This window comes from Calidifontibacillus oryziterrae (genome assembly GCF_000331575.1).
Classification (GTDB): Bacteria; Bacillota; Bacilli; order Bacillales; family Bacillaceae_J; genus Calidifontibacillus_A; species Calidifontibacillus_A oryziterrae.
Genome location: NZ_ANOK01000009.1, coordinates 26,564 through 50,563 on the forward strand (window position 1 = coordinate 26,564; position 24,000 = coordinate 50,563).

Genomic DNA, 24,000 nt, shown 5'->3' on the forward strand with positions numbered 1-24,000 from the left:
ATTTCTTCATTACAAGGCGTTATCCAACTAGATCACCAATAGTTTCAAACAATCATCAGATGAAAGTGAGGCATCTAGAATGAAAGCAACAGGTATCGTTCGTCGTATTGATGATTTAGGCAGAGTTGTTATACCAAAAGAAATAAGAAGAACACTTCGGATTCGTGAAGGAGATCCATTAGAAATTTTCGTTGATCGAGATGGTGAAGTAATTTTAAAGAAGTATTCGCCTATAAGTGAGCTTAGTGATTTTGCAAAGGAATATGCAGAGGCGTTATATGATAGTTTAGGACATACGGTTCTTATTGCAGACCGTGATACGTTTATTGCGGTTGCTGGGGGGTCGAAGAAGGAATACTTAAATCGTAACATTGGCCAGGTAATTGAACGGGCAATGGAAGATCGACAGGTAATGTTAGAAACAACAGAGAAGGAAGTAGAATTAATTGATGGTGTAGAAGAAAGGATAGGTTCTTTTGTTATTGGTCCCATTGTTGCGAACGGAGATCCAATTGGAGCAGTACTCATTATGTCGAAGGAAGGAAAAGCTGTTGGTGATATTGAACAAAAAGCGGCTGAAACAGCGGCTAGCTTCTTAGCACGACAAATGGAGCAATGATATACTTAGCTGACTAAAATTTGTGATGAAGGCTGACTCATATGGGTCGGCCTTCTTTAATAATGGGAACCGCTCATTTAGGGTTTATTTTCGGGGTATAAAACGTTTAAGACTTGGTTTTATGGTATAATACGCTCATTGGTAAGCTCGGTCGGAGGGTAGTTGGGATGAACAGTAGACAAGTTAATGAGCAGCTTTTATGGAAAAGTGCACTTATTTTAACAATAGCAGGAATCGTTACAAAAATTTTAAGTGCTGCTTATCGCATCCCATTTCAAAATATTGTTGGTGATATTGGATTTTACATCTATCAGCAGGTATACCCTTTTTATGGAATTGCACTTATTCTATCTACTTATGGTTTTCCTGTAATTATTTCGATGGTCATAGCTGAACATATCGATGCCAATAACATAAATATAAAAAAGGTTATTCTAACTTCATTTTTCGCTCTTACCATTGTTTTTACATTAGTATTTATTAGTATATTTTTGGGTGCTGAAAGAATAGCTCGATTAATGGGGGATATTGAGCTCGTTTTTCCAATAAAAGTAGTGTCTTTTTCGTTTTTATTCGTGCCCATTTTGTCGATATTAAGGGGCTTTTTTCAAGGGCAAAACAATATGACACCGACGGCCATTTCGCAAATAGGTGAACAATCGGTACGAGTTGCAACAATTCTTATTTTTACATATTTGCTTTTTGTTAATGGTTTTTCAAACTATACGGGGATAGCCGGAGCAGTTTTTGGATCCATTACTGGTATGCTTTGTTCATCAACTATACTTATTTATTTTCTATTGAAAACAAAATATGGAGCAATCATTCGTTCACCCAATTTAAACAATAGTAGATTACTTAAAACTTCCTCAATTGTAAAAGTAATTATTGGGCAAGGGTTTATAATTTGTATTAGTAGTATGTTCTTAGTTCTTTTGCAATTGGTGGATGCGATGACTCTTTTTTCTCAACTTGTAAAAAGCGGGGACTATTCAATTGCAGAGGCAAAGGTTGTTAAGGGCGTTTATGATCGTGGTCAGCCCCTTATTCAGTTAGGGACGGTGGTTGCAACATCTCTATCACTAACAATGGTGCCTCTTATTTCGAGTGCATTGGCAAGAAATGATTTTTCATTAATTAAAGAAAAAGTTCGGTTAGCGATTCGGATTAGTGTTATTGTTGGGTTAGGAGCAACAGTAGGACTCATTAGTATTATTAGACCAACAAATATAATGCTGTTTAAAACAATTGACGGTTCTACTGTATTATCCGTTTTGGCAATTACCATTTTATTTAGTTCGGTAACTATGACGGCAACGGCTATTATTCAAGGAATGGGAACAAGCTTAACACCGGCTTTATATGTTGGGATTGGTGTTGGAAGCAAAGTTTTTCTAAATTACTTACTTATCCCTCATTTTGGAACAATCGGCGCAGCGGTAGCAACAGTTATGGCATTCGCAATTACTACTTTTTTAATGATCAGGCTCCTAACTGTGAAATTAGCAGTTCCACTATTTATCTTGAAATATGCAAAAAGCGCCTTACTTGCCGGACTGTCCATGGCTATTATTTTATATATATACGAATTGTTGATTTATATAATTTTGCCATTAGAGGCTACTAATAGACTGTTTGCAACAATCCACTCATTATCGGGAGTGTTGGTAGGCGGCGCAATATATATTTTTATCATTATTAGAAGAAACGTCTTTTCACAACATGAGCTGACTGCATTACCTTTTGGAAGGAAATTACTCCGTATTGGCAAAAGCAGTACTACTATTTAATCAATGGAGGCAGATACAATGACAAAGCGGATCACAGTAGTAGGGTTAGGCTCAAGTGATTTTGAACAGATGCCAATTGGTGTATATCGTAAATTAAAAAATGCAAAATGTTTATTTTTACGTACGAAGGAACACCCGGTTGTAAATAGCCTACTCGGAGAAGGAATTAAATTTCAGACCTTTGATCGCGATTATGAAACGAATGAGCAATTTGAAGAAGTATACGAACAGATTGTCAAAAAATTATTTGCAATGGTGAAGGATGAAGACGTGACATATGCGGTTCCGGGTCATCCATTGGTAGCTGAGAGAACCGTACAGCTGCTATTAAAGCGTGCGAAAGAGGAACAATGTGAGGTTGTTATTGAAGGAGGGCAAAGCTTTTTTGATGCGATGTTTACCGCATTGAAAATCGATCCAATTGAAGGATTTCAATTTTTAGACGGAACGGCCCTCCATGAAAGTGATTACCATTTAAATCAACACGTGATTATTGGACAAGTGTATGATGCCTTTATTGCTTCTGAGGTAAAGCTTACTTTAATGGAACGCCTACCGGATGATTACGAAGTTGTTATTGTCACTGCTGCAGGTAGTTCTGAGGAGCAAATTAAAAAGGTGCCTTTATATGAGTTAGACCATGTAGCTGAACTTAGTAACTTGACGAGTGTCTATATCCCGCCGGTACAAAAAGAAGAGCTATTATATCAGGAGTTTCAAACGTTGCGTGGAGTGATTTCGGCCTTGAGAGGTCCGAACGGCTGTCCTTGGGATCGAGAGCAAACCCATGAGTCATTGAAAAAGTATTTGGTCGAAGAAACCTATGAAGTACTTGATGCAATTGAAAAGGGTGATGATGATCTTCTAGTTGAAGAGCTAGGAGATGTTTTGTTACAAGTTATGCTCCATGCCCAAATCGGGGAGGATGAAGGTTTTTTCTCGATAAACGATGTCATTAGGGCAATAACGGAGAAAATGATCCGTCGCCATCCGCACGTGTTTGCTAATGTAAGTGTTGAATCAGCAGAAGACGTGGTGGCTAATTGGGATGAAATCAAACGCAAAGAAAAGAAAACTGAACAAGAGAAGTCGATTTTAGACGGAATACCACAAGAACTCCCAAGCTTATATCGTGCCTTTGAACTTCAGAAAAAAGCAGCAAAGGTTGGCTTTGACTGGATTGAGGTAGAACCAATGTGGGCAAAGGTTAATGAGGAACTCAAAGAGTTTCAAGAAGAGACAATACGGGCTAACAAGGAAAAACTCGAAAAAGAATTTGGCGATATTATTTTTGCGCTCGTAAATATTGCAAGATATTACAAAATTGATCCAGAAGAAGGACTCAGAGCTACTAACTTGAAATTTTATAACCGTTTCCGCTTTATCGAAGAAAAAGTAAAGGAAAAGGGCTATGATATTCAGAAAATGTCATTGCAGGAGCTAGACCTTCTATGGGAGGAGGCGAAACAACATAATATTTAAAATGGAAATTTCATCCGGGGTCAGGAACCTCTATGGACACCTCTATGGACACCGCCCTGGCACCGATGATGAAAAATATAAGAGAGAGTGGTCAATAAATGCAAATGCGTTTGGATAAGTATTTAAAGGTATCGAGGTTAATTAAAAGAAGAACGTTAGCGAAAGAGGTTGCAGATCAAGGGCGAATTACAATTAACGGTATACAAGCTAAAGCTAGCTCAAATGTTAAGGTTGGGGACGAATTGACGATTAGGTTTGGTCAGAAGCTTGTGACTGTTAAAGTTGATGCTATTAAAGAAACTTCAAAAAAGGATGAAGCTGCTTCCATGTACACTGTTGTAAAAGAGGAGCGTATTCAACCTAAATATGAAGATGTTGAAGAGGACGATCACCCTATTTTTTAGGGTGTTTTTTTATTGTTTTTGGAATAATAGCTTTCGGGGCTGATCAAGGTGCTTCCGCTTTTTTGTAATCCAGCTCCAGCACCTAGCCCCTCGGATAAAATTTCTTTCCACAACGAAGCCAAAACCGGACTTCTTTTGTGGAAAGAGCATTTTTCTTTCGGGGCTGATCAAGGTGCTTCCGCTTTTTTGTATAGGCTTGTTCTAAACGTCGAACAACCATCATATATTGCATTAGCAGGTTTTATGGATATGATAAGGGGCCAAAAGTCCCTTTACAATTACCAATTTTTACAATAAAATAGGAGGTCTAAGAGATGGATCAATACTATGATATCGGTACTACAAATAAAGGCACAACGCCGCAGCATGACATCGTTTTGAGAAGCAGAAGAACCTTGGAAATTTCAGGAGTTAAGCAAGTAGAAAGCTTTGATAATGAGGAATTTTTACTAGAAACGGTAATGGGATTTTTAATTATTCGTGGCGATAATTTACAGATGAAGAATTTAGATGTAGACAAGGGTGTTGTATCGATAAAAGGGAGGATCTCAGGGTTTTCTTACTTAGATGACCATCATGGGGAGAAGGCTAAAGGTTTCTTTAGCAAGTTATTCAAATGAGTTTAACTGTCCAGTTTAATACGATGATAGCGATGGTCGTAATGGGCGGATGGTTGGGAGTTGCTCTTGATACATACGGTCGCTTTTTAAAGCGGCCTGAGCGCACCTCGTTTATTTTGTTTGTCAATGATATATTATTTTGGCTTGTACAGGCCTTATTATTTTTCTACATACTTTTTCTTGTAAATGAAGGGGAACTTCGGTTTTATATAATATTAGCAATTTTATGTGGTTACGCAGCTTATCAAAGTTTATTTAAAGGTATTTATTTGAAATTATTGGAATTTTTCATTCAAACCTCAATTCGTATTTATCAACTGGTATATCGGTTAATTGTTTTGTTGTTCGTTCGTCCTGTGAAAATAATATTACAATATTCGTTTGTCGCACTATTATTTATAGCAAATGTTATTCTACGCATCCTGAAATTTTTATTAAAAATTATTGCTGCACCGATAAAGTGGTTTTTTTTGTTATTATGGCGGCGAATTTTGCCACAAAATCTCAAAATCTTTTTAATTAATAAAGCAGGTTTTTTTATTACAAAAAAGAATACTATAGTACGATGGTTAAGGAGTATTAGAAAATAAGGAGGATTTGTGTGATGGAGCCAGCAAGAAGTCGTAAACTAACAACACTTCATTCAAGCTATGTAAGTGAACAAGCAGACAAACAACAAGAGAATAAGAAAAGACGACGCGGTCTCTATCGCAGGCTAATGATGATAGGGATCTTAGCCCTTATTATTAGTATTGGTATGGGATCTACGATCCTTTCGCAATCCAAAACTGCTGCGCAAAAATTGACTGAAAAACAAGAGCTTGAAACGAGATTTGAAGAATTAAAGCAACAGGAACAGCTCCATCGTGAAGAAATTGTTAAATTAAAGAACGACGAATATGTTGCAAAAATAGCGCGCAGTGAGTATTTTCTATCGGAAGAGGGAGAAATCATATTTAAGCTTCCTAATGAATGACTTGAACTTTGCATTATTGACCCTAAATTTTGAATTTAGTATAATAGATTAAAATGATTTTTTATAATTCAAGGAGGAGCAATTTTTTTATGTCAATTGAAGTGGGCAGCAAGTTACAAGGTAAGGTAACAGGAATTACTAATTTTGGAGCGTTTGTAGAGCTGCCAGAAGGCTCAACAGGCCTTGTTCATATTAGTGAGGTTGCCGATAATTATGTTAAAGATATAAATGAGTTCTTAAAAGTTGGCGACGAGGTCATGGTAAAAATTTTAAATGTGGAAAAAGATGGTAAGATTGGACTTTCAATCAAAAAGGCAAAAGAACAAGAACAAACTCTAGAACGACCAGACCGTCCGGAACGTCAACAACGTCCACAGCGCCCTCGTAATTTCAAAACTGAAAAACGTAGTGCGTCAACAGAAAATTTTGAGCAAAAAATGTCTCGCTTCTTAAAAGATAGTGAAGACCGTCTTGCGTCTTTGAAGCGCCATACAGAGTCTAAGCGTGGTGGAAGGGGAGCAAGAAGAGGTTAACCATAAACTTGTTGCTTATTAAAATTAAACTTAGATAAAAATACCGCACCCGATTGGGTGCTTTATTTTGTTATTGACATCTTTTTATAAGTCTTATATTATAAATCTTGTGTTTTTTGTTTGTCGATTATGGCGGCGTAGCTCAGCTGGCTAGAGCGTACGGTTCATACCCGTGAGGTCGTGGGTTCGATTCCCTCCGCCGCTACCAAACAATAAAGGCCCGTTGGTCAAGTGGTTAAGACACCGCCCTTTCACGGCGGTAACACGGGTTCGAATCCCGTACGGGTCATAATATTGGAAGTGAAAAAGCGATTACTGTCAAATTAAAGACGGTGGTCGCTTTTTTACTGGATTGTACAAGTTACATCCCTTTTCTTATTGCGTTTATGCATTTTCCTACATATTTTCCTACAATTAATATTTAGAATTGTGCTTGTTAAAGAATCATTTTGACAAGGTTTATTGAAACTCGTCGAACAGTTTTTAAAGTTTTACCTGATGTTTTGACAAAAAAATAAATACGCCTGTGATTAAATAGATAGCAACTATTTCTAAGACAGGAGTGTGTTAATATGCAGAAGGTAGAACGGGATTTGGCATTGTCTACGCGAACGCAGCAGACATTGAATAGCTGGATTGAACAATTATATCCGAGACTAGAAACGTTATTTATAAAAAAAGGCTTGCTATTACTCGTTATAGGTTTTCTTCTTGGACGAGCATTAATACTTACAAAAATAGCACCGTTTGCCTTACCTTTCTTTGCGACAGTTTTTTTACTTCGCAAGGATAGGGCTGGACAAGTCGCGATTGCTGTTGTCTTAGGTGCATTGGCTACTTCGGTTGCAAGTGCAGGATTTACGTTCGGTTCGATAGGTATGTTTTTTATAATTTATGCACTATTTTCAAAGATTAGTACAGATAGATTTAAGACGTTACCTGTTATTGTGTTTCTTGCAAGTGTTTCTACAAGATTAGTTTTAACGTATTTTTCCACAAATGCAATTACATATTATGATATGATGATGAGTTTGATTGAAGGTGGCTTGAGTTATATTTTAACGTTAATATTTATCCAAAGTGTTCCACTACTAACAGCGCGAAGGCGTAAGCAAGCATTAAAGAATGAAGAAATTATTTGTTTAATTATTTTATTGGCGTCAGTTTTAACAGGTACAATTGGTTGGTCGATCCAAAATATAGCGGTTGAGCATGTGTTATCTCGATATTTAGTGCTATTATTTGCTTTTATTGGGGGAGCGGCAATTGGCTCAACCGTCGGGGTGGTTACTGGTTTAATTGTCAGTCTGGCAAATATTGCAAGTCTTTATCAAATGAGTTTACTAGCCTTTTCAGGTCTTTTAGGTGGGTTATTAAAGGATGGGAAAAAACTAGCAGTTGGTATTGGCTTGTTGATAGGGACTTTGTTAATCGGCTTGTATGGTGAAGGGACCACTGAACTTATACCAACAATCGTAGAATCGTGTGTAGCTATACTACTATTCCTACTAACTCCAAAAACAGCCATTTCAAAAATTGCTCGTTACATCCCAGGGACGGAGGAGCACGCGAATGAGCAACAACAATATATGCGCAAAATTCGAGATGTAACCGCTAAAAGGGTTGAACAGTTTTCAACATTATTTCAAACATTATCTAATAGCTTTAATAATCAATCACTACTTTCCAGTGAAGATGAAGATAAAAGGGAGATTGACTATTTTTTAAGTAATGTAACTGAACATACTTGTCAAACATGCTTTCGGAAAGCGAAGTGTTGGGAACAAAACTTTACTAGAACGTATGATTATATGATTGAACTTATGCGTGATATTGAAACAAATCCTAAAAGCCCAAATAGGAATCTTTATAGAGAATGGGAAAAGCATTGTGTTCGGGCTTTAAAAGTTAGAGAAGCAATTCAACAAGAACTATCTTTCTATTATGCCAACCAAAGGTTAAAGCAACAAGTAAAGGAAAGTAGGAGGCTGGTTGCGGATCAGCTATTAGGAGTTTCCCAAGTAATGGGCGATTTTGCAAAAGAGATTCAAAAAGAACGAGAAAGTCACCAGCATCAAGAAGAACAATTAATTGAAGCATTAACTTCAATGGGGATCAAGCTTGAACAAATAGATATTTATAGTTTAAAGGAAGGAAATGTTGATATAGAGTTGACGATACCATATTGTAACGGTAGCGGGGAATGTGAAAAAGTTATTGCGCCAATGTTATCTGACATTCTGGGTGAAACAATCATTGTGAAAAAAGAAGTATGTGCCAAGTCCCCTAATGAAAATTGCCATGTTTCATTAGGGTCGTCAAAAGCATTTATTGTTGAAACAGGGGTTGCTCATGCCGCGAAGGGTGGTGCATATATATCTGGAGATAGTTATTCGACTATTGAGCTTGGAACGGGCAAATATGCAATTGCGATTAGTGACGGAATGGGTAATGGTGAACGCGCGTACCTTGAAAGTAATGAAACATTAGTGCTTTTACAAAAAATTTTACAATCTGGAATTGAGGAAAAGGTGGCTATTAAGTCCGTAAATTCAGTGCTTTCGCTACGGACAACGGATGAAATATTCTCAACACTTGATTTAGCGATGATTGATCTCCAGGACGCATCGGTCAAGTTCCTCAAAATAGGTTCATCACCAAGTTTTGTAAAAAGGGGAGAAAGTATCAAAAAAATTGTAGCTAGCAATCTGCCAATGGGTATCATTCAAGAGTTTGAAGTCGATGTTGTTAGTGATCAGTTTAAATCAGGCGACTTATTAATTATGATGAGTGATGGTGTATTTGAAGGACCGAAGCATGTAGAGAATTATGATGCATGGATGAAAAGAAAGCTGAAAGAAATTAAAACAGACGATCCGCAGGCCGTGGCTGATATATTGTTAGAAGAGGTAATCCGTACAAGTGGACAAATCCAAGATGATATGACGGTCATTGTTGCAAAAATAAAGCATAATACGCCGCGATGGGCGGCAATTCCGGTGTATTCAAAGTCATTAAATAGGGACATATGCTCTTAAAAAGCTTATTGTTAACGTATATTTCCTTTTTTATTCGTTAAAAATGATACTAGACCAATAGAGGAGGATATATACGAATGAAAAAAGGAACCTTAAAACAAATACTACTTATTACAGATGGATGCTCGAACTCTGGAGAGGATCCGCTTGCAATGGCTGCGCTCGCCAAAGAGCAAGGAATAACGGTGAATGTAATCGGAGTTATTCTAAATGATAGTGTAGGTGATCAAGGTAGACAGGAGATAGATGGGATAGCAATGAGTGGGGGGGGGATTAGTCAAATAGTTTATGCTCAGCAGCTTTCACAAACGGTGCAGATGGTAACGAGAAAAGCAATGACGCAAACACTGCAAGGAGTTGTGAATAAAGAACTTAAACAAATTCTTGGAAATAGCTGTAGAATTGAGGATCTTCCACCTGAAAAACGCGGAGAAGTGATGGAGGTTGTTGATGAGTTAGGCGAAACGGTTGATTTGGAAGTTTTAATTCTAGTAGATACAAGTGGTAGTATGGCAGATAAATTACCAACAGTAAAGGAAGCTTTATTTGATCTTTCCATTAGTTTAAATTCTCGGATTGGTCAAAACAAATTTTCGATTTTTGCATTTCCCGGGAAACGCCATGAAGTAGAAAAAGTCTTGGATTGGACACCAAAGCTTGATTCAATATCTAGCGTCTTTCCTAAATTAACATCAGGTGGCATTACACCTACAGGCCCAGCGCTTAGGGAAGCTATTCAATATTTCCAAAGTAAGAAATCACGTTCACTAAGGAGCTGGATTTCTCGTGGTGATGAATATATCGAAGAATCAGGATTGTAAGCTATCCCCTGGCACTGTAATTAATGGGAAATGGCATCATAACAGTTACAGAGTAGTTAAACCATTGGGGTATGGAGCAACAGGAATAGTTTATTTAGCTGAAGGGAATCAAGATTTAGTAGCAATAAAGATTAGTAATGATAGTTTAGCTATTACGTCCGAAGTAAATGTACTACGGCACTTTTCAAAGGTCCAAGGTCGCCTTGGGCCTTCTTTGCTCGATGTCGATGATTGGATACGTCCGAACTTTGCCAAAGCTATGCCGTTTTATGTAATGGAATATTTAAAAGGAATTGATTTTTTAACCTTTATTGAAAAAAATGGAAACGAATGGCTTAGTGTATTAATTTTACAATTATTAGCGGATCTAGAGCGGTTACATAAACATGGATGGATTTTTGGAGATTTAAAGCCTGATAATCTTTTAGTAGTTGGTCCGCCTCAAAGAGTAAGATGGCTGGATGTTGGTGGTACTACAATGAATGGGCGGTCTATTAAAGAGTTTACGGAGTTTTACGACCGCGGCTACTGGGGTCTAGGGTCAAGAAAAGCGGAGCCTGCTTATGACTTATTTGCAGTAGCAATGATCATGCTTAATACACAATTTCCAAACCGTTTTTCAAAAAAAACGACAGTTGGAAACAACCTACCGCAATTAGTAACAGCTATTGAGGCTAAGCCTGCTTTAAGAAAATATGAAAAAGTAATGATACGAGCTATTCAAGGAAAATATCAAACGGCTACTGAAATGAGGTATGAATTACTTCATATAGCTAATAGAAAAAATGATATAAGGCAGGACCAGACTAGACAGACAATCAAATCTTCTAATTCCTTTCGTAAAGCAACAACCAGTAAAAGGAAAACTAATAATAAGAATCAACGTGAAAGAAAATTTAAAGGCGTGCTTGAAACAATTGTAATTGCGTTTTTATTATTTATTGCTTACTTTCTTTATATAGCTAGTCAAATGTTGTAAACTTGGGTATGAAAGCACAAATCATTGAATAATATGATATGAAGGACGAGTTATATGAAGCTGGATAAGGTGGAAGATTTTATTAAAAAACATCATTTATTAAAAAAGGGAACTACTGTTGTTGTAGGGGTATCCGGTGGCCCAGATTCAATCTCTCTTCTTCATTATTTATGGAAAACTCGTGAGAAATGGTCGCTAACAATTATTGCTGCACATGTTGATCATATGTTTCGTGGAAGTGAATCATATGAAGATTTGTTATTTGTGAAGCGATTTTGTAACGAATATAATATTTTGTTCGAAGGTAATAGCATTGATGTATCTGCATATGCACGCACACATCAATTAAGCTCACAAGTTGCTGCTCGAGAATGTAGGTATGATTTTTATAAACTCGTGATGGAAAAGTATAATGGTGATTATTTAGCGTTAGCTCATCATGCAGACGATCAAGTTGAAACAATGCTCATGCGTTTGGTTCGAGGGAGCTACGGGATTGGACTTGCTGGGATCCCAATTAAGCGTTCTTTTTATAATGGGACAATTATTAGGCCGTTTTTATGTTTGACAAAATATGAAATCGAACAATATATAGATGAGTTTAATCTTCAATATCGGATCGACCCTAGTAATGATAAAGATGCTTATCAACGAAATAGATTCAGACACCACATAATGCCTTTTTTAAAAAAAGAAAATCCTAATGTTGCTGAAAGATTTCAAACATTAAGTGAATATATAACAGAGGATAATGAGTTGTTAGAAGCATTAGCTCATAAGGAGATAGAAGGAATATTAGTAGAAAAAAATGAGCAAAAGGTTGTTTTTTCAATTAGTCAATTTCTATTATTGCCTATTTCTTTACAAAGAAGAGGTATTCAACTAATATTAAAATATCTCTATAAGACCATCCCTTCAAATATTACTACAATACATAATAGTCAGCTGTTATCATTACTGAGTAATGAGCATCCTTCAGGTATGTTAAATTTTCCAAAGGGTTTAGTGGTAACTCGTTCCTACGATCAATGCACGTTGGCGTTTTCGGGAAAATGTGAGAAAGTACAACCATTTGATATTTTGCTACCTGTACCTGGTGAAGTATCTCTAAACGGTTATGGTTCCATAAAAGCTGAATGGATTGATCATTTATCGGAAAAACTAAAAAGTATTGATTTTTTCGTCTGTGATAGCAAGGAAATAGCGTTACCGATACATATAAGAAGTAGAAATAATGGAGATCGGATGACAATAAAAGGGATGAAGGGAACAAAAAAAATTAAAGACATCTTTATCGATGAAAAAATCCCAATGGAAAAACGTAGCTTGTGGCCGATTGTTACAGATGCAAATGGAAATGTTCTATGGCTACCCTATCTTAAGAAGTCTGCTTTTTCGATTGAAAGTCAAAAGAATAATTATCAAAAGAATCAGCAACAAAAGCAAGATAATGGGACTCGTTTTTTACTTTTGCACTATTTACCATACAACGAAGAGCTCTAGGAGGATCAGTAGATGTATCAGGATATTGAGAAAATATTAATTTCAGAGGCAGAAATACAAGAAAAAGTAAAAGGGCTTGGAGCAAATTTATCTGAGGAATATCGTGATAAGTTTCCGCTTGTAATTGGTGTACTAAAAGGTGCAATGCTTTTTATGGCGGATTTAGTAAAGCGAATGGATATTCATCTTGAAATGGACTTTATGGATGTTTCTAGCTACGGCAGCTCAACAGTTTCAACAGGAGAGGTAAAAATCATTAAGGATTTAGATACGTCTGTTGAAGGTCGAAATATTATTATTGTAGAAGATATTATCGATAGCGGATTGACTTTAAGTTATTTAGTAGAGCTATTTCGTTATCGCAAAGCAAAGTCAATCAAGATAGTGACTCTACTTGATAAGCCTGAGGGAAGAAAGGTTGACCTGCACGCGGATCTTGTTGGCTTTATCGTACCGGATGCATTTGTTGTTGGCTATGGCTTAGACTACGCAGAGCGGTATCGGAACCTACCGTATGTAGGTGTTTTAAAACAGGAAGTATATAATAGTTAATAACACTAAACACTATAATTATTCATATTTAGTTTTTAGTTGTAATTTCTTGTGTTTTTTTTGTTTATATGGTACCATTTACTATAGTTTGTGTGCTTCGTGGGAGGAGGTAAGGAATGAATCGGATCTTCCGGAATACAATTTTTTATTTGTTAATTTTTTTAGTTGTCATTGGAGTTGTAAGCTTCTTTAATGGCAATGGCCAACAGCAAGAAACACTATCATATGACCAGTTCATGACTCACCTTGAAAATGGTGAGATAAAAACTTTGTACATTCAACCAGAACGACAAGTTTATGAAATAAGGGGTCAACTTAAATCTTACAATGAAAATCAATTTTTTGTAACCTTTATATTACAGAGTGAGGCGGCAACTGAAATCATTGAGACTGTACGTCAAAACGGTGGTGTTGTTGAACCTGAGCCTGCAGAACAAACAAGTGGATGGGTTACATTCTTTACATCAATTATACCATTTATTATCATCTTCATTTTATTCTTCTTCTTGTTAAATCAAGCTCAGGGCGGCGGAAGTCGTGTTATGAACTTTGGGAAAAGCAAGGCGAAGCTATATAGCGATGAAAAGAAAAAGGTGCGTTTTAAAGATGTAGCTGGTGCGGATGAAGAAAAGCAAGAATTAGTAGAGGTTGTCGAGTTTTTAAAAGACCCGCGCAAATTTGCTGCTCTAGGTGCACGTATTCCAAAAGGAGTTCTCCTTGTTGGTCCGCCGGGTACTGGTAAAACGTTACTTGCTCGAGCGGTAGCTGGAGAAGCGGGCGTTCCATTCTTCTCTATTAGTGGATCGGATTTCGTCGAGATGTTTGTTGGGGTCGGAGCTTCACGCGTTCGGGATTTATTTGAAAATGCGAAGAAAAATGCTCCTTGTATCATATTTATAGATGAAATAGATGCGGTTGGTCGTCAGCGTGGTGCCGGTCTTGGTGGTGGCCATGATGAGCGTGAACAAACTTTAAACCAATTGTTGGTCGAAATGGATGGATTTGGAGCAAACGAAGGTATCATTATTATTGCTGCAACAAACCGCCCTGACATATTAGACCCGGCATTGCTTCGTCCGGGACGTTTTGATCGTCAAATTACCGTTGATCGTCCTGACGTTAAAGGTCGTGAAGCTGTATTAGGTGTACATGCTAAAAATAAACCGTTAGCTGATGATGTGAACTTAAAAACAATTGCACTGAGGACGCCAGGTTTCTCGGGGGCAGATCTTGAAAATCTCTTGAATGAAGCAGCTCTAGTGGCAGCTAGGTTTGATAAAAAACAAATTTCAAGTGAAGATATTGATGAAGCGATTGACCGGGTTATAGCGGGACCTGCTAAGAAGAGTAGGGTAATCTCTGAAAAAGAACGTAAAATTGTTGCTTACCATGAAGCTGGACATACTATTATTGGTGTTGTGTTGGAAGAGGCTGACATGGTTCATAAAGTCACTATCGTACCACGCGGTCAAGCTGGCGGCTATGCTGTTATGCTACCAAAGGAAGATCGTTATTTTATGACGAAACCAGAGCTTTTAGACAAGATAACAGGTTTACTTGGTGGTCGTGTAGCAGAGGAGCTTGTTCTCGGAGATGTGAGCACAGGTGCGCATAACGATTTCCAACGAGCAACAAATATTGCTCGCAAAATGGTAACAGAATATGGTATGAGTGAAAAGCTTGGCCCATTGCAATTTGGTCACGCTTCAAGCGGTCAAGTATTTCTAGGTCGTGATATTAATAACGAACAGAATTATAGTGACGCAATAGCACATGAAATTGATATGGAGATTCAACGTATTATTAAAGAATGCTATGAAAAAGCAAAGAAGATCTTAACAGAGTATTCACAACAGCATCATTTAATTGCGCAAACACTTTTAGAGGTTGAAACTCTAGATGCTGAACAAATCAGACACTTATTTGACCATGGAACTTTACCTGAAAAAAGTAATGGTGTAGAACAATCAACTTCAACAAATTTACAAACTGAAGAAAAAGATGATGTTAAGGTAACTATTACTGCAAAAAAGGAAGACAACGAAGTCGAGAATGCAGATGAAACAAAAAGAGTAGGTCATTGATAGGATGCCATTGTGGCATCCTATTTTTACGTAACGAATGGTCATTAAGGTCGTTATATATGGTATGATGGTGTCGGCGTTGAAAGCGTTTTATAATAGTAATTAATTATTAAACTAATTTTACAGGGTGATAAAAATGATATTTGTATTTGATGTTGGGAATACTAATACAGTATTAGGTGTATTCGATGGGGATGAATTAAAGCATCACTGGAGAATCGAAACAAGTCGTCATAAAACTGAAGATGAATATGGAATGGTTATTAAACAACTATTTGCTCATGAACAAATTCATTTCTCTGATATTAGCGGAATTATTATATCTTCCGTAGTACCACCGATTATGTTTGCGCTTGAACGTATGTGCGAAAAGTATTTTCATATTAAGCCAATTATAGTTGGTCCTGGTATTAAAACAGGTTTGAATATTAAATACGAGAATCCACGTGAAGTGGGGGCCGACCGAATAGTAAATGCTGTTGCGGGTATCCAACTTTACGGTGCTCCTTTAATTATTGTCGACTTTGGAACAGCGACAACATATTGTTATATAAATGAAGATAAGCAGTACATGGGTGGAGCTATAGCGCCGGGGATCAATATATCTACGGAGGCTCTTTATACGAGAGCTGCTAAATTGCCACGTATAGAAATTGCACGGCCAAATGGCATTGTCGGTAAAAATACGGTTCATGCAATGCAATCTGGAATTCTATATGGGTATGTAGGACAAGTTGAGGGAATCGTGAAAAGAATGAAAGAAGAATCTTTAATAGAACCTAAGGTTATTGCTACTGGGGGGTTAGCTCCATTAATTGCTGAAGAGTCAAGGGTCATTGATGTTGTAGATTCCTTTTTAACATTGAAAGGTCTATATATGATATTTCTTCGTAATCAAGCAGAAAAGGAAAGGGGTTAGGTTGAATGTCTGATTATTTAATAAAAGCGTTAGCGTATGACGGGCAAGTAAGAGCCTATGGCATTCGATCGACCGAAACCGTTAAAGAAGCACAAAGGCGCCACGATACTTGGGCCACAGCATCCGCAGCATTAGGAAGAGCGATAACCGCTTCCGTGTTGATGGGAGCCATGTTAAAAGGTGATGATAAAATCACTGTTAAAATAGAGGGTGGTGGACCAATAGGTGCTATTTTAGTCGATGCTAACGCTAATGGAGAAGTTCGTGGGTATGTAATGAATCCACATGTTGATTTTGAATTGAATGAAAAGGGAAAGCTTGATGTAGCGAGAGCGGTTGGTGTAAATGGATTCTTAACCGTAGTCAAGGATTTAGGAATGCGTGAGCATTTTACAGGACAAGTACCTCTAGTATCAGGGGAGCTAGGGGAGGATTTTACTTATTATTTTGCTTCGTCCGAGCAAGTTCCTTCAGCAGTTGGTGTCGGTGTTTTAGTGAACCCTGACCTTTCCATTTTAGCTGCAGGTGGTTTTGTCATTCAGTTAATGCCGGGAACAACAGATGAAACGATTGATGCTGTTGAAAAACGTATACAAGCAATTCCACCGATATCGAAATTAATTCAGGATGGTTTATCACCAGAAGAAATATTAGGGCAATTACTCGGGGAAATAAAAATTCTTGAGAAAATGCCAGTTTCTTTTAAGTGTCAGTGTTCTAAAGAAAGAATAGCAGGAGCGTTAATCAGTTTAGGTGCACAAGAGTTAAAAGAAATGATTGAAGAGGACGGCAAAGCTGAGGCGCAATGCCATTTTTGTAATGAAAAGTACCATTTTACAAAAGAGGAACTTGAAGATCTGTACGAGCAAACGCTGGAATAGTCTATAAAAGTTTAAGTAAATGAATTGACATTTCTTCAAAAACTTGATAGGGTTTAACTATAAAGTCTTAAAAACCAATAAAATTACTTGGTATTGGAGTGGATAATATGCGTGTAGCTAATTCTATTGAGGAATTAATTGGATTTACGCCAATTGTTAAACTAAATCGATTAACTGAAGAAAATGATGCTGAAGTTTATTTGAAGTTAGAATTTATGAATCCTGGTAGTAGTGTGAAAGATCGAATCGCTCTTGCGATGATTAATGCGGCAATTGAAAAAGGCGAAATAAAACAAGGTGATACGATTGTAGAACCAACTAGTGGTAATACTGGGATTGGTCTAGCAATGGTTGCAGCAGCAAAAGGATTAAAGGCTGTTTTAGTTATGCCTGATACGATGAGTCTTGAAAGACGTAATTTATTACGTGCATACGGTGCCGAGCTTGTTCTTACTCCCGGAGCGGAAGGTATGGGCGGGGCAATTCGAAAAGCCGAAGAACTTTCAAAAGAAAATGGATATTTCATGCCTCAACAATTTAAAAATGAAGCCAATCCACAAATCCATCGAGAAACGACTGGTAAGGAAATTGTACAACAAATGGGTGATCAGTTAGATGCTTTTATTTCAGGAATAGGAACAGGCGGTACGATTACTGGAGCTGGTGATGTATTAAAGGAAAGCTACCCAGAGATCGAAATTATTGCTGTTGAGCCCGCAGATTCTCCGGTATTATCTGGCGGGAAACCTGGTCCACATAAAATTCAAGGTATTGGTGCAGGATTCGTACCAGATACTTTAGACACAGAAGTTTATGATCGTATTTTAACGATTACAAACGATGAAGCCTTTGAATATGCACGTCGGGTAGCAAGAGAAGAAGGTGTTTTAGTTGGCATCTCTTCGGGTGCAGCGATTTGTGCAGCATTAAAAGTCGCTAAACGATTAGGAAAGGGTAAAAAAGTATTAGCGATCATACCAAGTAGCGGAGAACGTTATTTAAGCACACCATTGTTCCAATTTGAAGAATAGTTATGTTTATTGAAGCGGACTGAATGATATGAGGTCCGCTTTATTTTATTTTTAAGGGATTAATAAATGTAAAAAATATAATAAAAGTGAAAAAACTACTAAAAATAGAGTATAATGGTGTGGAGATTAGATAAGCTAGAGCAGAGGTGAGCGAAGTGATTTTAATGATTGATAATTATGATTCATTTACTTTTAATTTAGTTCAGTATTTAGGGGAAATAGGTCAGGAAGTATTAGTAAAACGGAACGATGAAATTACTATTGCAGGAATTAGAAAGCTTAATCCTGATTTCTTAATGGTTTCCCCTGGGCCATGTAGCCCAAATGAAGCAGGGATAAGTATGGAGGCAATTCGTGTATTTGCAAGCGAGATTCCTGTATTTGGAGTGTGCCTTGGGCATCAATCAATAGCCCAAGTATTTGGTGGAGATGTTGTCCGTTCAGGGCAATTAATGCACGGGAAGACATCGGAAATTTACCATGATGGCAAAACGATTTTTTCTAACTTACAACAACCATTTATTGCAGCAAGATATCATTCATTAATTGTAAAAAAAGAAACTTTACCTGATTGCTTTGAGATTTCTGCTGAGACGAAAGACGGAGAAATTATGGCGATCAGACATCGGGATTTACCGATAGAAGGTGTTCAGTTCCACCCCGAGTCAATTATGACAGCCTTTGGGAAAGAAATGTTAAAGAATTTTATTGAGACATATGGCAACATGGTACCTTTATCTTAATTAAATATAAGTTATCATCACCATTAACTACGTTTGTTTTAATTTGTTGGATGATTTATTTAAAGTAGACCAGTTGCTTAAGGCAAATGGTCTTTCGCTTGTACCGTAAGAATGTTTGACTATTGTTGGATCTTCGCCGTTGAGGGTGTAAAGACTTGGTTTTCTTTAATTAGTGTTGGTTTAGAAGGGACTGTAAGGGATGTCAACCATTTTATGTAGAAATTATACGCTTGACATGAATAAGAAGACTTGGATTATGGGTATTTTGAATATAACCCCTGATTCCTTTTCAGACGGGGGTCGTTATTTTAAGAAAGATAATGCCATTGAACAGGCGTTAAAAATGGTTGAGGATGGAGCGGATATTATTGATGTTGGTGGGGAATCAACAAGGCCCGGTTATGTGAAGATTGACAGTAACGAAGAAATTAACCGAGTGGTACCAATTATAAGTGCTCTCAATGAGGAGATAGATATTCCAATTTCCGTTGATACATATAAAGCTAATGTTGCTAAAAAAGCAATTGAGGCTGGTGCCTCTATTATTAATGATATATGGGGAGCTAAGGCTGATCCAAAGATGGCGGAGGTCGCAGCCCATTTTGATGTACCAATCATTCTTATGCATAATAGAGAGAATATGAATTATCAAAATTTACTTAAGGACATCGTTTCAGATTTAACTGAGAGTATTCATATTGCCAAGAGGGCCGGTGTTCGGGATGAAAAGATAATTCTAGATCCCGGTATTGGCTTTGCAAAAAATTTTGAACATAATTTAGAAGTATTACGTCAATTAGATATAATTGTAGAGATGGGGTATCCTGTCTTACTTGCAGCATCAAGGAAAAGGTTTATAGGCACTGCATTAAACTTGCCTGTTGAAGATCGTGTTGAAGGGACGGGGGCCTCGATTTGCTTAGGAATTGAAAGAGGGTGTCATATTGTTCGTGTTCATGATGTGAAGGAAATGACTAGAATGGCAAGAATGATGGATGCGTTGTTAGGGAAAAGAGTGATCCAATATGGATAAGATATATCTGAATGGAATGGAATTTTACGGATATCACGGAGTATTGCCAGAGGAGACGACATTAGGACAACGGTTTTTAGTAAATGTCATTCTGGAATTAGATTTATCTCAGGCGGGAAACACCGATAATTTAGAACAAACTGTTAATTATGCGCTCGTTTATGAATTAATAAAAGGTGTTTTAGAGGGTGAACCCCACAAGTTAATTGAGAGAGTTGCGGAACAAGTTGCAAAAGCAATATTATCTTCTTTTGCTAGGGTAGATTATTGTACGGTAAATATTATTAAACCAAATCCACCAATTCGCGGGCACTATAAAAGTGTTGCCGTTGAGATACGCAGGGGAAGAGCATGATGCAAAATACTGCATACGTCGCACTAGGTACAAACCAAGGTCACCGTGAAGAGTTTTTAAGACAGGCGATAAAAATGTTGGATTTCCAACCACAAATCACCATTCAGGATTGTTCATCAATTTATGAGACAGAACCAGTTGGATATTTGGATCAGCCTAAGTTTTTAAATATGGTACTAAAGGTAGCAACCTTTTTACAACCGTTAGAATTGCTAAATGTTTTGCAAAAAATTGAGGAGGATCTTGGGAGAATAAGAAGTATTCGCTGGGGCCCGAGAACGATAGATCTTGACATTTTGCTTTTTAATAACGAAAATATAAAGTCGGAGCGGCTTATTGTTCCACATCCAAGAATGTTTGAAAGATCCTTTGTTATTAAACCTCTTTTAGAAGTATACGAAGATCTTTTAAAAATATATGAAATAAATACTGACGTGGTAGCTAATGATTCAGGAATAAGGATGTATACGAGTCGGGATAATGTTTACCATTGGTGGTAATAGAAAAGAGGTGGGAAAATGTTAACAATCGGTGATATTAAGATTAAGAATCCAGTTGTCCTTGCCCCGATGGCAGGAGTATGTAATTCGGCTTTTCGTCTTATTGTTAAAGAGTTTGGGGCTGGGTTGGTTTGCGCTGAAATGGTTAGTGATAAGGCGATTCTTTTTAAAAATGAAAAGACGCTGGATATGCTTTATATTGATGAACGTGAAAAACCATTGAGTCTACAAATTTTTGGGGGCGAAAAAAAGACTCTAGTCGAGGCTGCGAAATTTGTTGAGACAAATACCACTGCTGATATTATTGATATTAATATGGGATGCCCAGTTCCTAAAATTACTAAATGTGATGCAGGGGCCAAATGGCTGTTAGATCCAAATAAGATTTATGAGATGGTTGCAGCAGTTGTTGATGCTGTAAAAAAGCCTGTCACTGTAAAAATGCGGATGGGCTGGGACGATGACCATATTTTTGCTATAGAAAATGCCAAATCTGCAGAGCGCGCTGGGGCGCAAGCAGTCGCTTTGCATGGTAGAACACGAGTTCAAATGTATGAAGGAACCGCGAATTGGGATATTATTAAACAAGTAAAAGAGGCTGTTAGTATTCCGGTAATCGGTAATGGTGATGTTAAAACTCCGGAGGATGCAAAAAGAATGCTAGATACGACAGGTTGTGACGGGGTTATGATCGGTCGTGCGGCATTAGGTGATCCTTGGATGATTTATCGGACAGTACAATATTTGGAGACAGGAGAGCTTTTGACTCCACCAACTCCTGCGGAGAAAATAAAGGTATGTATCCTTCATGCTGACCGTTTAATTGATTTAAAAGGTGAAAAAGTAGCAATTATGGAAATGAGAAAGCATGCTGCTTGGTATTTAAAAGGATTACGCGGAAATGCTAGAGTGCGTAATATGTTAAATGAATGTAAAACGAGAGAAGAGTTAGTAGCAGTGTTACAAGACTATGCTTCTTTTCTTGAACAGGAGCAGGAAGACAATAGCATTTGTGTTGGCCAGACTATTTGACATCATGGAGTCTCTACCCTATAATACCCGTTAGATGTTTTTAAAACTGCCAGTACGTACTGGCAGTTTTTTGTACTACTTTACTTTATATAATTATGACTTTTTATATAGATGATAATTTAAATTGGAGATGATGAAATGAGTCAAGAAGAATTAAACGATCAATTAAAGGTAAGACGGGAAAAACTTTCACAACTGAGAGAGAAAGGTATCGATCCGTTCGGAAAACGTTTTGATAGAACTGATACTTCTAAAAGTTTAGTAGAGCAGTATGGAAATTATACAAAAGAAGAGTTGGATGAAAAAGCTGTAGATGTAAGTATTGCAGGAAGAATAATGACAAAGCGCGGAAAAGGGAAAGCTGGTTTTGCCCATTTACAGGATTTGCATGGACAAATTCAGATTTACGTACGCCAAGATGCTGTTGGTGAAGATCAATATGACATTTTCGATAGAGCTGATCTTGGTGATCTTGTAGCGGTTAATGGTAAAGTGTTTAAAACAAAGGTTGGCGAATTATCAATTAAGGTAAATGAATTTATTTTTCTTACAAAAGCTCTACGTCCATTACCTGATAAATTCCATGGATTAAAGGATATTGAACAACGTTATCGCCAGCGTTATCTTGATTTAATCGCAAGTATGGAAAGTAGAAATACATTTGTGACTCGAAGTAAGATCCTACAATCTATGAGACGCTATTTAGATGAACGGGGCTATTTAGAGGTAGAGACACCGATGATGCATTCAATTCCTGGGGGCGCCGCGGCAAGACCATTTATTACACATCATAATGCGTTAGATATGGAATTGTATATGCGTATTGCGATTGAACTACACTTAAAACGATTAATTGTTGGCGGATTAGAAAAAGTGTATGAAATCGGTCGTGTATTTCGGAATGAAGGGGTATCCACGCGCCATAATCCTGAGTTTACAATGATGGAGCTCTATGAAGCATACGCTGATTTCAATGATATTATGAATTTAACGGAGAATTTAATCGCGTATATTGCTGAGGACACGTTAGGAACAACTAAAGTTCAATATGGAGAGTATGAGGTTGATCTTAGTCCAGGATGGACTCGTTTACATATGGTAGATGCTATTAAGCAATATGTTGGCGTTGATTTTTGGAAGTCAATGACAAATGATGAGGCGCGTGCATTAGCGAAAGAGCATAATATTGAAATCAATGATACTATGTCTTTTGGTCATATTGTTAATGAGTTTTTTGAACAAAAGGTTGAGGAAAAGTTAATTCAACCAACATTTATTTACGGTCATCCTGTCGAAATTTCTCCACTTGCAAAGAAAAATGCAGAAGATGAGAGATTTACAGACCGCTTTGAATTGTTTATTGTTGCACGTGAACACGCGAATGCCTTCACAGAACTTAATGATCCGATTGATCAAAGAGAAAGATTTGAAGCTCAACTGAAGGAAAGAGCTCAAGGTAATGATGAAGCTCATATGATGGATGAAGACTTTGTTGAAGCATTAGAGTATGGAATGCCTCCTACAGGAGGGCTGGGAATAGGTGTAGATAGGTTGGTCATGCTATTAACAAATTCGCCATCAATTCGTGATGTATTGTTATTCCCGTTAATGCGACATCGGGATTAAAAAAGTTTTATCCAGGTGTTATTATTTACGGTGAATCAAAGATTGAAGAAAAGAAATTTGAAAGAAATCTGATAGAAGCTTTGTATTTTATCAAGACAACTTAATTAAATTATTAGTTAAATGGGGCGTATTTTCTTAGGAATTATAATAAGTGTACGATTTGGTGGAAATACTAATCACGATTCCTAAGAGATTGCCCTTTAAATATGTTTTATTAAATAAGGTGCAAAATAGATAAATCACACTTTTTTGTTGACACTAATGAAACAAAGTGATATATTGTAAAGGTCGCTGTTTTAAACTGGACATAGGAAACTCGGTGACTTCCACGAAATTTCGTGGTAACATCATAACTGTCGCCGCCAAAAGGTAGCGAAAAGAAAACTTATTAAAAGTTGTTGACTTCCACGAAACTAAATGATATGATAGATTTTGACGCTGGAGATAAGCGACATCGTAACATTTTTGCTTTTGAGAAG

The 24,000-nt window shown here is 37.2% G+C and carries 23 protein-coding genes and 2 tRNA genes; all 25 read left to right on the forward strand.

Annotation, left to right across the window (positions count from 1 at the left end; all coding sequences use genetic code 11):
- The first annotated feature begins 79 nt into the window (after positions 1-79).
- The 25 genes from spoVT to lysS all read left to right on the forward strand — a co-directional run bounded on the left by spoVT (position 80) and on the right by lysS (position 23,521).
- A complete protein-coding gene (gene spoVT / locus D612_RS0107835; RefSeq protein WP_017754924.1) occupies positions 80-619 on the forward strand; it encodes a stage V sporulation protein T in 540 nt (179 codons plus the stop codon).
- 167 nt (positions 620-786) lie between these two features.
- Positions 787-2,409 carry a putative polysaccharide biosynthesis protein gene (locus D612_RS0107840; RefSeq protein ID WP_017754925.1) on the forward strand — a complete coding sequence of 541 codons (1,623 nt, stop codon included), beginning with the start codon at positions 787-789 and terminating at the stop codon, positions 2,407-2,409.
- Positions 2,410-2,427: 18 nt separating this feature from the next.
- Positions 2,428-3,891, forward strand: a complete 1,464-nt coding sequence (gene yabN / locus D612_RS0107845) for a bifunctional methyltransferase/pyrophosphohydrolase YabN (RefSeq protein ID WP_017754926.1) — start codon at positions 2,428-2,430, stop codon at positions 3,889-3,891.
- Between the two features lie 104 nt (positions 3,892-3,995).
- Positions 3,996-4,295, forward strand: coding sequence for an RNA-binding S4 domain-containing protein (locus D612_RS0107850; protein ID WP_034726192.1), 300 nt, complete (start codon positions 3,996-3,998; stop codon positions 4,293-4,295).
- A gap of 314 nt (positions 4,296-4,609) precedes the next feature.
- Positions 4,610-4,915, forward strand: coding sequence for a sporulation protein YabP (gene yabP, locus D612_RS0107860; RefSeq protein ID WP_017754929.1), 306 nt, complete (start codon positions 4,610-4,612; stop codon positions 4,913-4,915).
- A complete protein-coding gene (yabQ, locus tag D612_RS0107865; protein WP_017754930.1) occupies positions 4,912-5,505 on the forward strand; it encodes a spore cortex biosynthesis protein YabQ in 594 nt (197 codons plus the stop codon). The genes yabP and yabQ overlap by 4 nt, the downstream gene beginning before the upstream one ends.
- A gap of 14 nt (positions 5,506-5,519) precedes the next feature.
- Positions 5,520-5,891: an FtsB family cell division protein gene (locus tag D612_RS0107870; protein WP_017754931.1), complete on the forward strand. Its 372-nt coding sequence runs from the start codon at positions 5,520-5,522 to the stop codon at positions 5,889-5,891.
- Between the two features lie 89 nt (positions 5,892-5,980).
- On the forward strand, positions 5,981-6,424 hold the full coding sequence (locus D612_RS0107875) for a S1 domain-containing RNA-binding protein (RefSeq protein ID WP_017754932.1): 444 nt from the start codon (positions 5,981-5,983) through the stop codon (positions 6,422-6,424).
- Positions 6,425-6,555: 131 nt separating this feature from the next.
- Positions 6,556-6,632, forward strand: a tRNA-Met gene (locus D612_RS0107880).
- A 9-nt stretch (positions 6,633-6,641) separates the two neighbouring features.
- A tRNA-Glu gene (locus D612_RS0107885) sits at positions 6,642-6,713 on the forward strand.
- Between the two features lie 283 nt (positions 6,714-6,996).
- Positions 6,997-9,462, forward strand: coding sequence for a stage II sporulation protein E (gene spoIIE, locus D612_RS0107890; protein WP_017754933.1), 2,466 nt, complete (start codon positions 6,997-6,999; stop codon positions 9,460-9,462).
- A gap of 77 nt (positions 9,463-9,539) precedes the next feature.
- Positions 9,540-10,283 carry a VWA domain-containing protein gene (locus D612_RS0107895; RefSeq protein ID WP_017754934.1) on the forward strand — a complete coding sequence of 248 codons (744 nt, stop codon included), beginning with the start codon at positions 9,540-9,542 and terminating at the stop codon, positions 10,281-10,283.
- Positions 10,252-11,262: a serine/threonine protein kinase gene (locus D612_RS0107900; RefSeq protein WP_026092436.1), complete on the forward strand. Its 1,011-nt coding sequence runs from the start codon at positions 10,252-10,254 to the stop codon at positions 11,260-11,262. Before D612_RS0107895 ends, D612_RS0107900 begins: the two co-directional genes overlap by 32 nt.
- Before the next feature lie 54 nt (positions 11,263-11,316).
- Entirely contained in the window at positions 11,317-12,765 is a 1,449-nt protein-coding gene (gene tilS / locus D612_RS0107905; RefSeq protein WP_017754936.1) for a tRNA lysidine(34) synthetase TilS, read from the forward strand.
- Between the two features lie 12 nt (positions 12,766-12,777).
- Positions 12,778-13,317: a hypoxanthine phosphoribosyltransferase gene (gene hpt, locus D612_RS0107910; RefSeq protein ID WP_017754937.1), complete on the forward strand. Its 540-nt coding sequence runs from the start codon at positions 12,778-12,780 to the stop codon at positions 13,315-13,317.
- 116 nt (positions 13,318-13,433) lie between these two features.
- Positions 13,434-15,401 carry an ATP-dependent zinc metalloprotease FtsH gene (ftsH, locus tag D612_RS0107915; RefSeq protein WP_017754938.1) on the forward strand — a complete coding sequence of 656 codons (1,968 nt, stop codon included), beginning with the start codon at positions 13,434-13,436 and terminating at the stop codon, positions 15,399-15,401.
- Positions 15,402-15,537: 136 nt separating this feature from the next.
- Positions 15,538-16,320: a type III pantothenate kinase gene (locus D612_RS0107920; protein ID WP_017754939.1), complete on the forward strand. Its 783-nt coding sequence runs from the start codon at positions 15,538-15,540 to the stop codon at positions 16,318-16,320.
- A 5-nt stretch (positions 16,321-16,325) separates the two neighbouring features.
- Positions 16,326-17,201, forward strand: coding sequence for an Hsp33 family molecular chaperone HslO (gene hslO, locus D612_RS0107925; protein WP_017754940.1), 876 nt, complete (start codon positions 16,326-16,328; stop codon positions 17,199-17,201).
- A 107-nt stretch (positions 17,202-17,308) separates the two neighbouring features.
- Entirely contained in the window at positions 17,309-18,232 is a 924-nt protein-coding gene (cysK, locus tag D612_RS0107930) for a cysteine synthase A (RefSeq protein ID WP_017754941.1), read from the forward strand.
- A gap of 155 nt (positions 18,233-18,387) precedes the next feature.
- Positions 18,388-18,975 carry an aminodeoxychorismate/anthranilate synthase component II gene (pabA, locus tag D612_RS0107935; protein WP_017754942.1) on the forward strand — a complete coding sequence of 196 codons (588 nt, stop codon included), beginning with the start codon at positions 18,388-18,390 and terminating at the stop codon, positions 18,973-18,975.
- 199 nt (positions 18,976-19,174) lie between these two features.
- Positions 19,175-20,008, forward strand: coding sequence for a dihydropteroate synthase (folP, locus tag D612_RS0107940; protein WP_026092437.1), 834 nt, complete (start codon positions 19,175-19,177; stop codon positions 20,006-20,008).
- Positions 20,001-20,363, forward strand: coding sequence for a dihydroneopterin aldolase (folB, locus tag D612_RS0107945; RefSeq protein WP_017754944.1), 363 nt, complete (start codon positions 20,001-20,003; stop codon positions 20,361-20,363). The genes folP and folB overlap by 8 nt, the downstream gene beginning before the upstream one ends.
- Entirely contained in the window at positions 20,363-20,863 is a 501-nt protein-coding gene (folK, locus tag D612_RS0107950) for a 2-amino-4-hydroxy-6-hydroxymethyldihydropteridine diphosphokinase (protein WP_017754945.1), read from the forward strand. The genes folB and folK overlap by 1 nt, the downstream gene beginning before the upstream one ends.
- Positions 20,864-20,881: 18 nt before the next feature.
- Positions 20,882-21,895, forward strand: coding sequence for a tRNA dihydrouridine synthase DusB (gene dusB / locus D612_RS0107955; RefSeq protein WP_017754946.1), 1,014 nt, complete (start codon positions 20,882-20,884; stop codon positions 21,893-21,895).
- Positions 21,896-22,033: 138 nt separating this feature from the next.
- A complete protein-coding gene (gene lysS, locus D612_RS0107960; RefSeq protein WP_017754947.1) occupies positions 22,034-23,521 on the forward strand; it encodes a lysine--tRNA ligase in 1,488 nt (495 codons plus the stop codon).
- Positions 23,522-24,000: the final 479 nt, after the last annotated feature.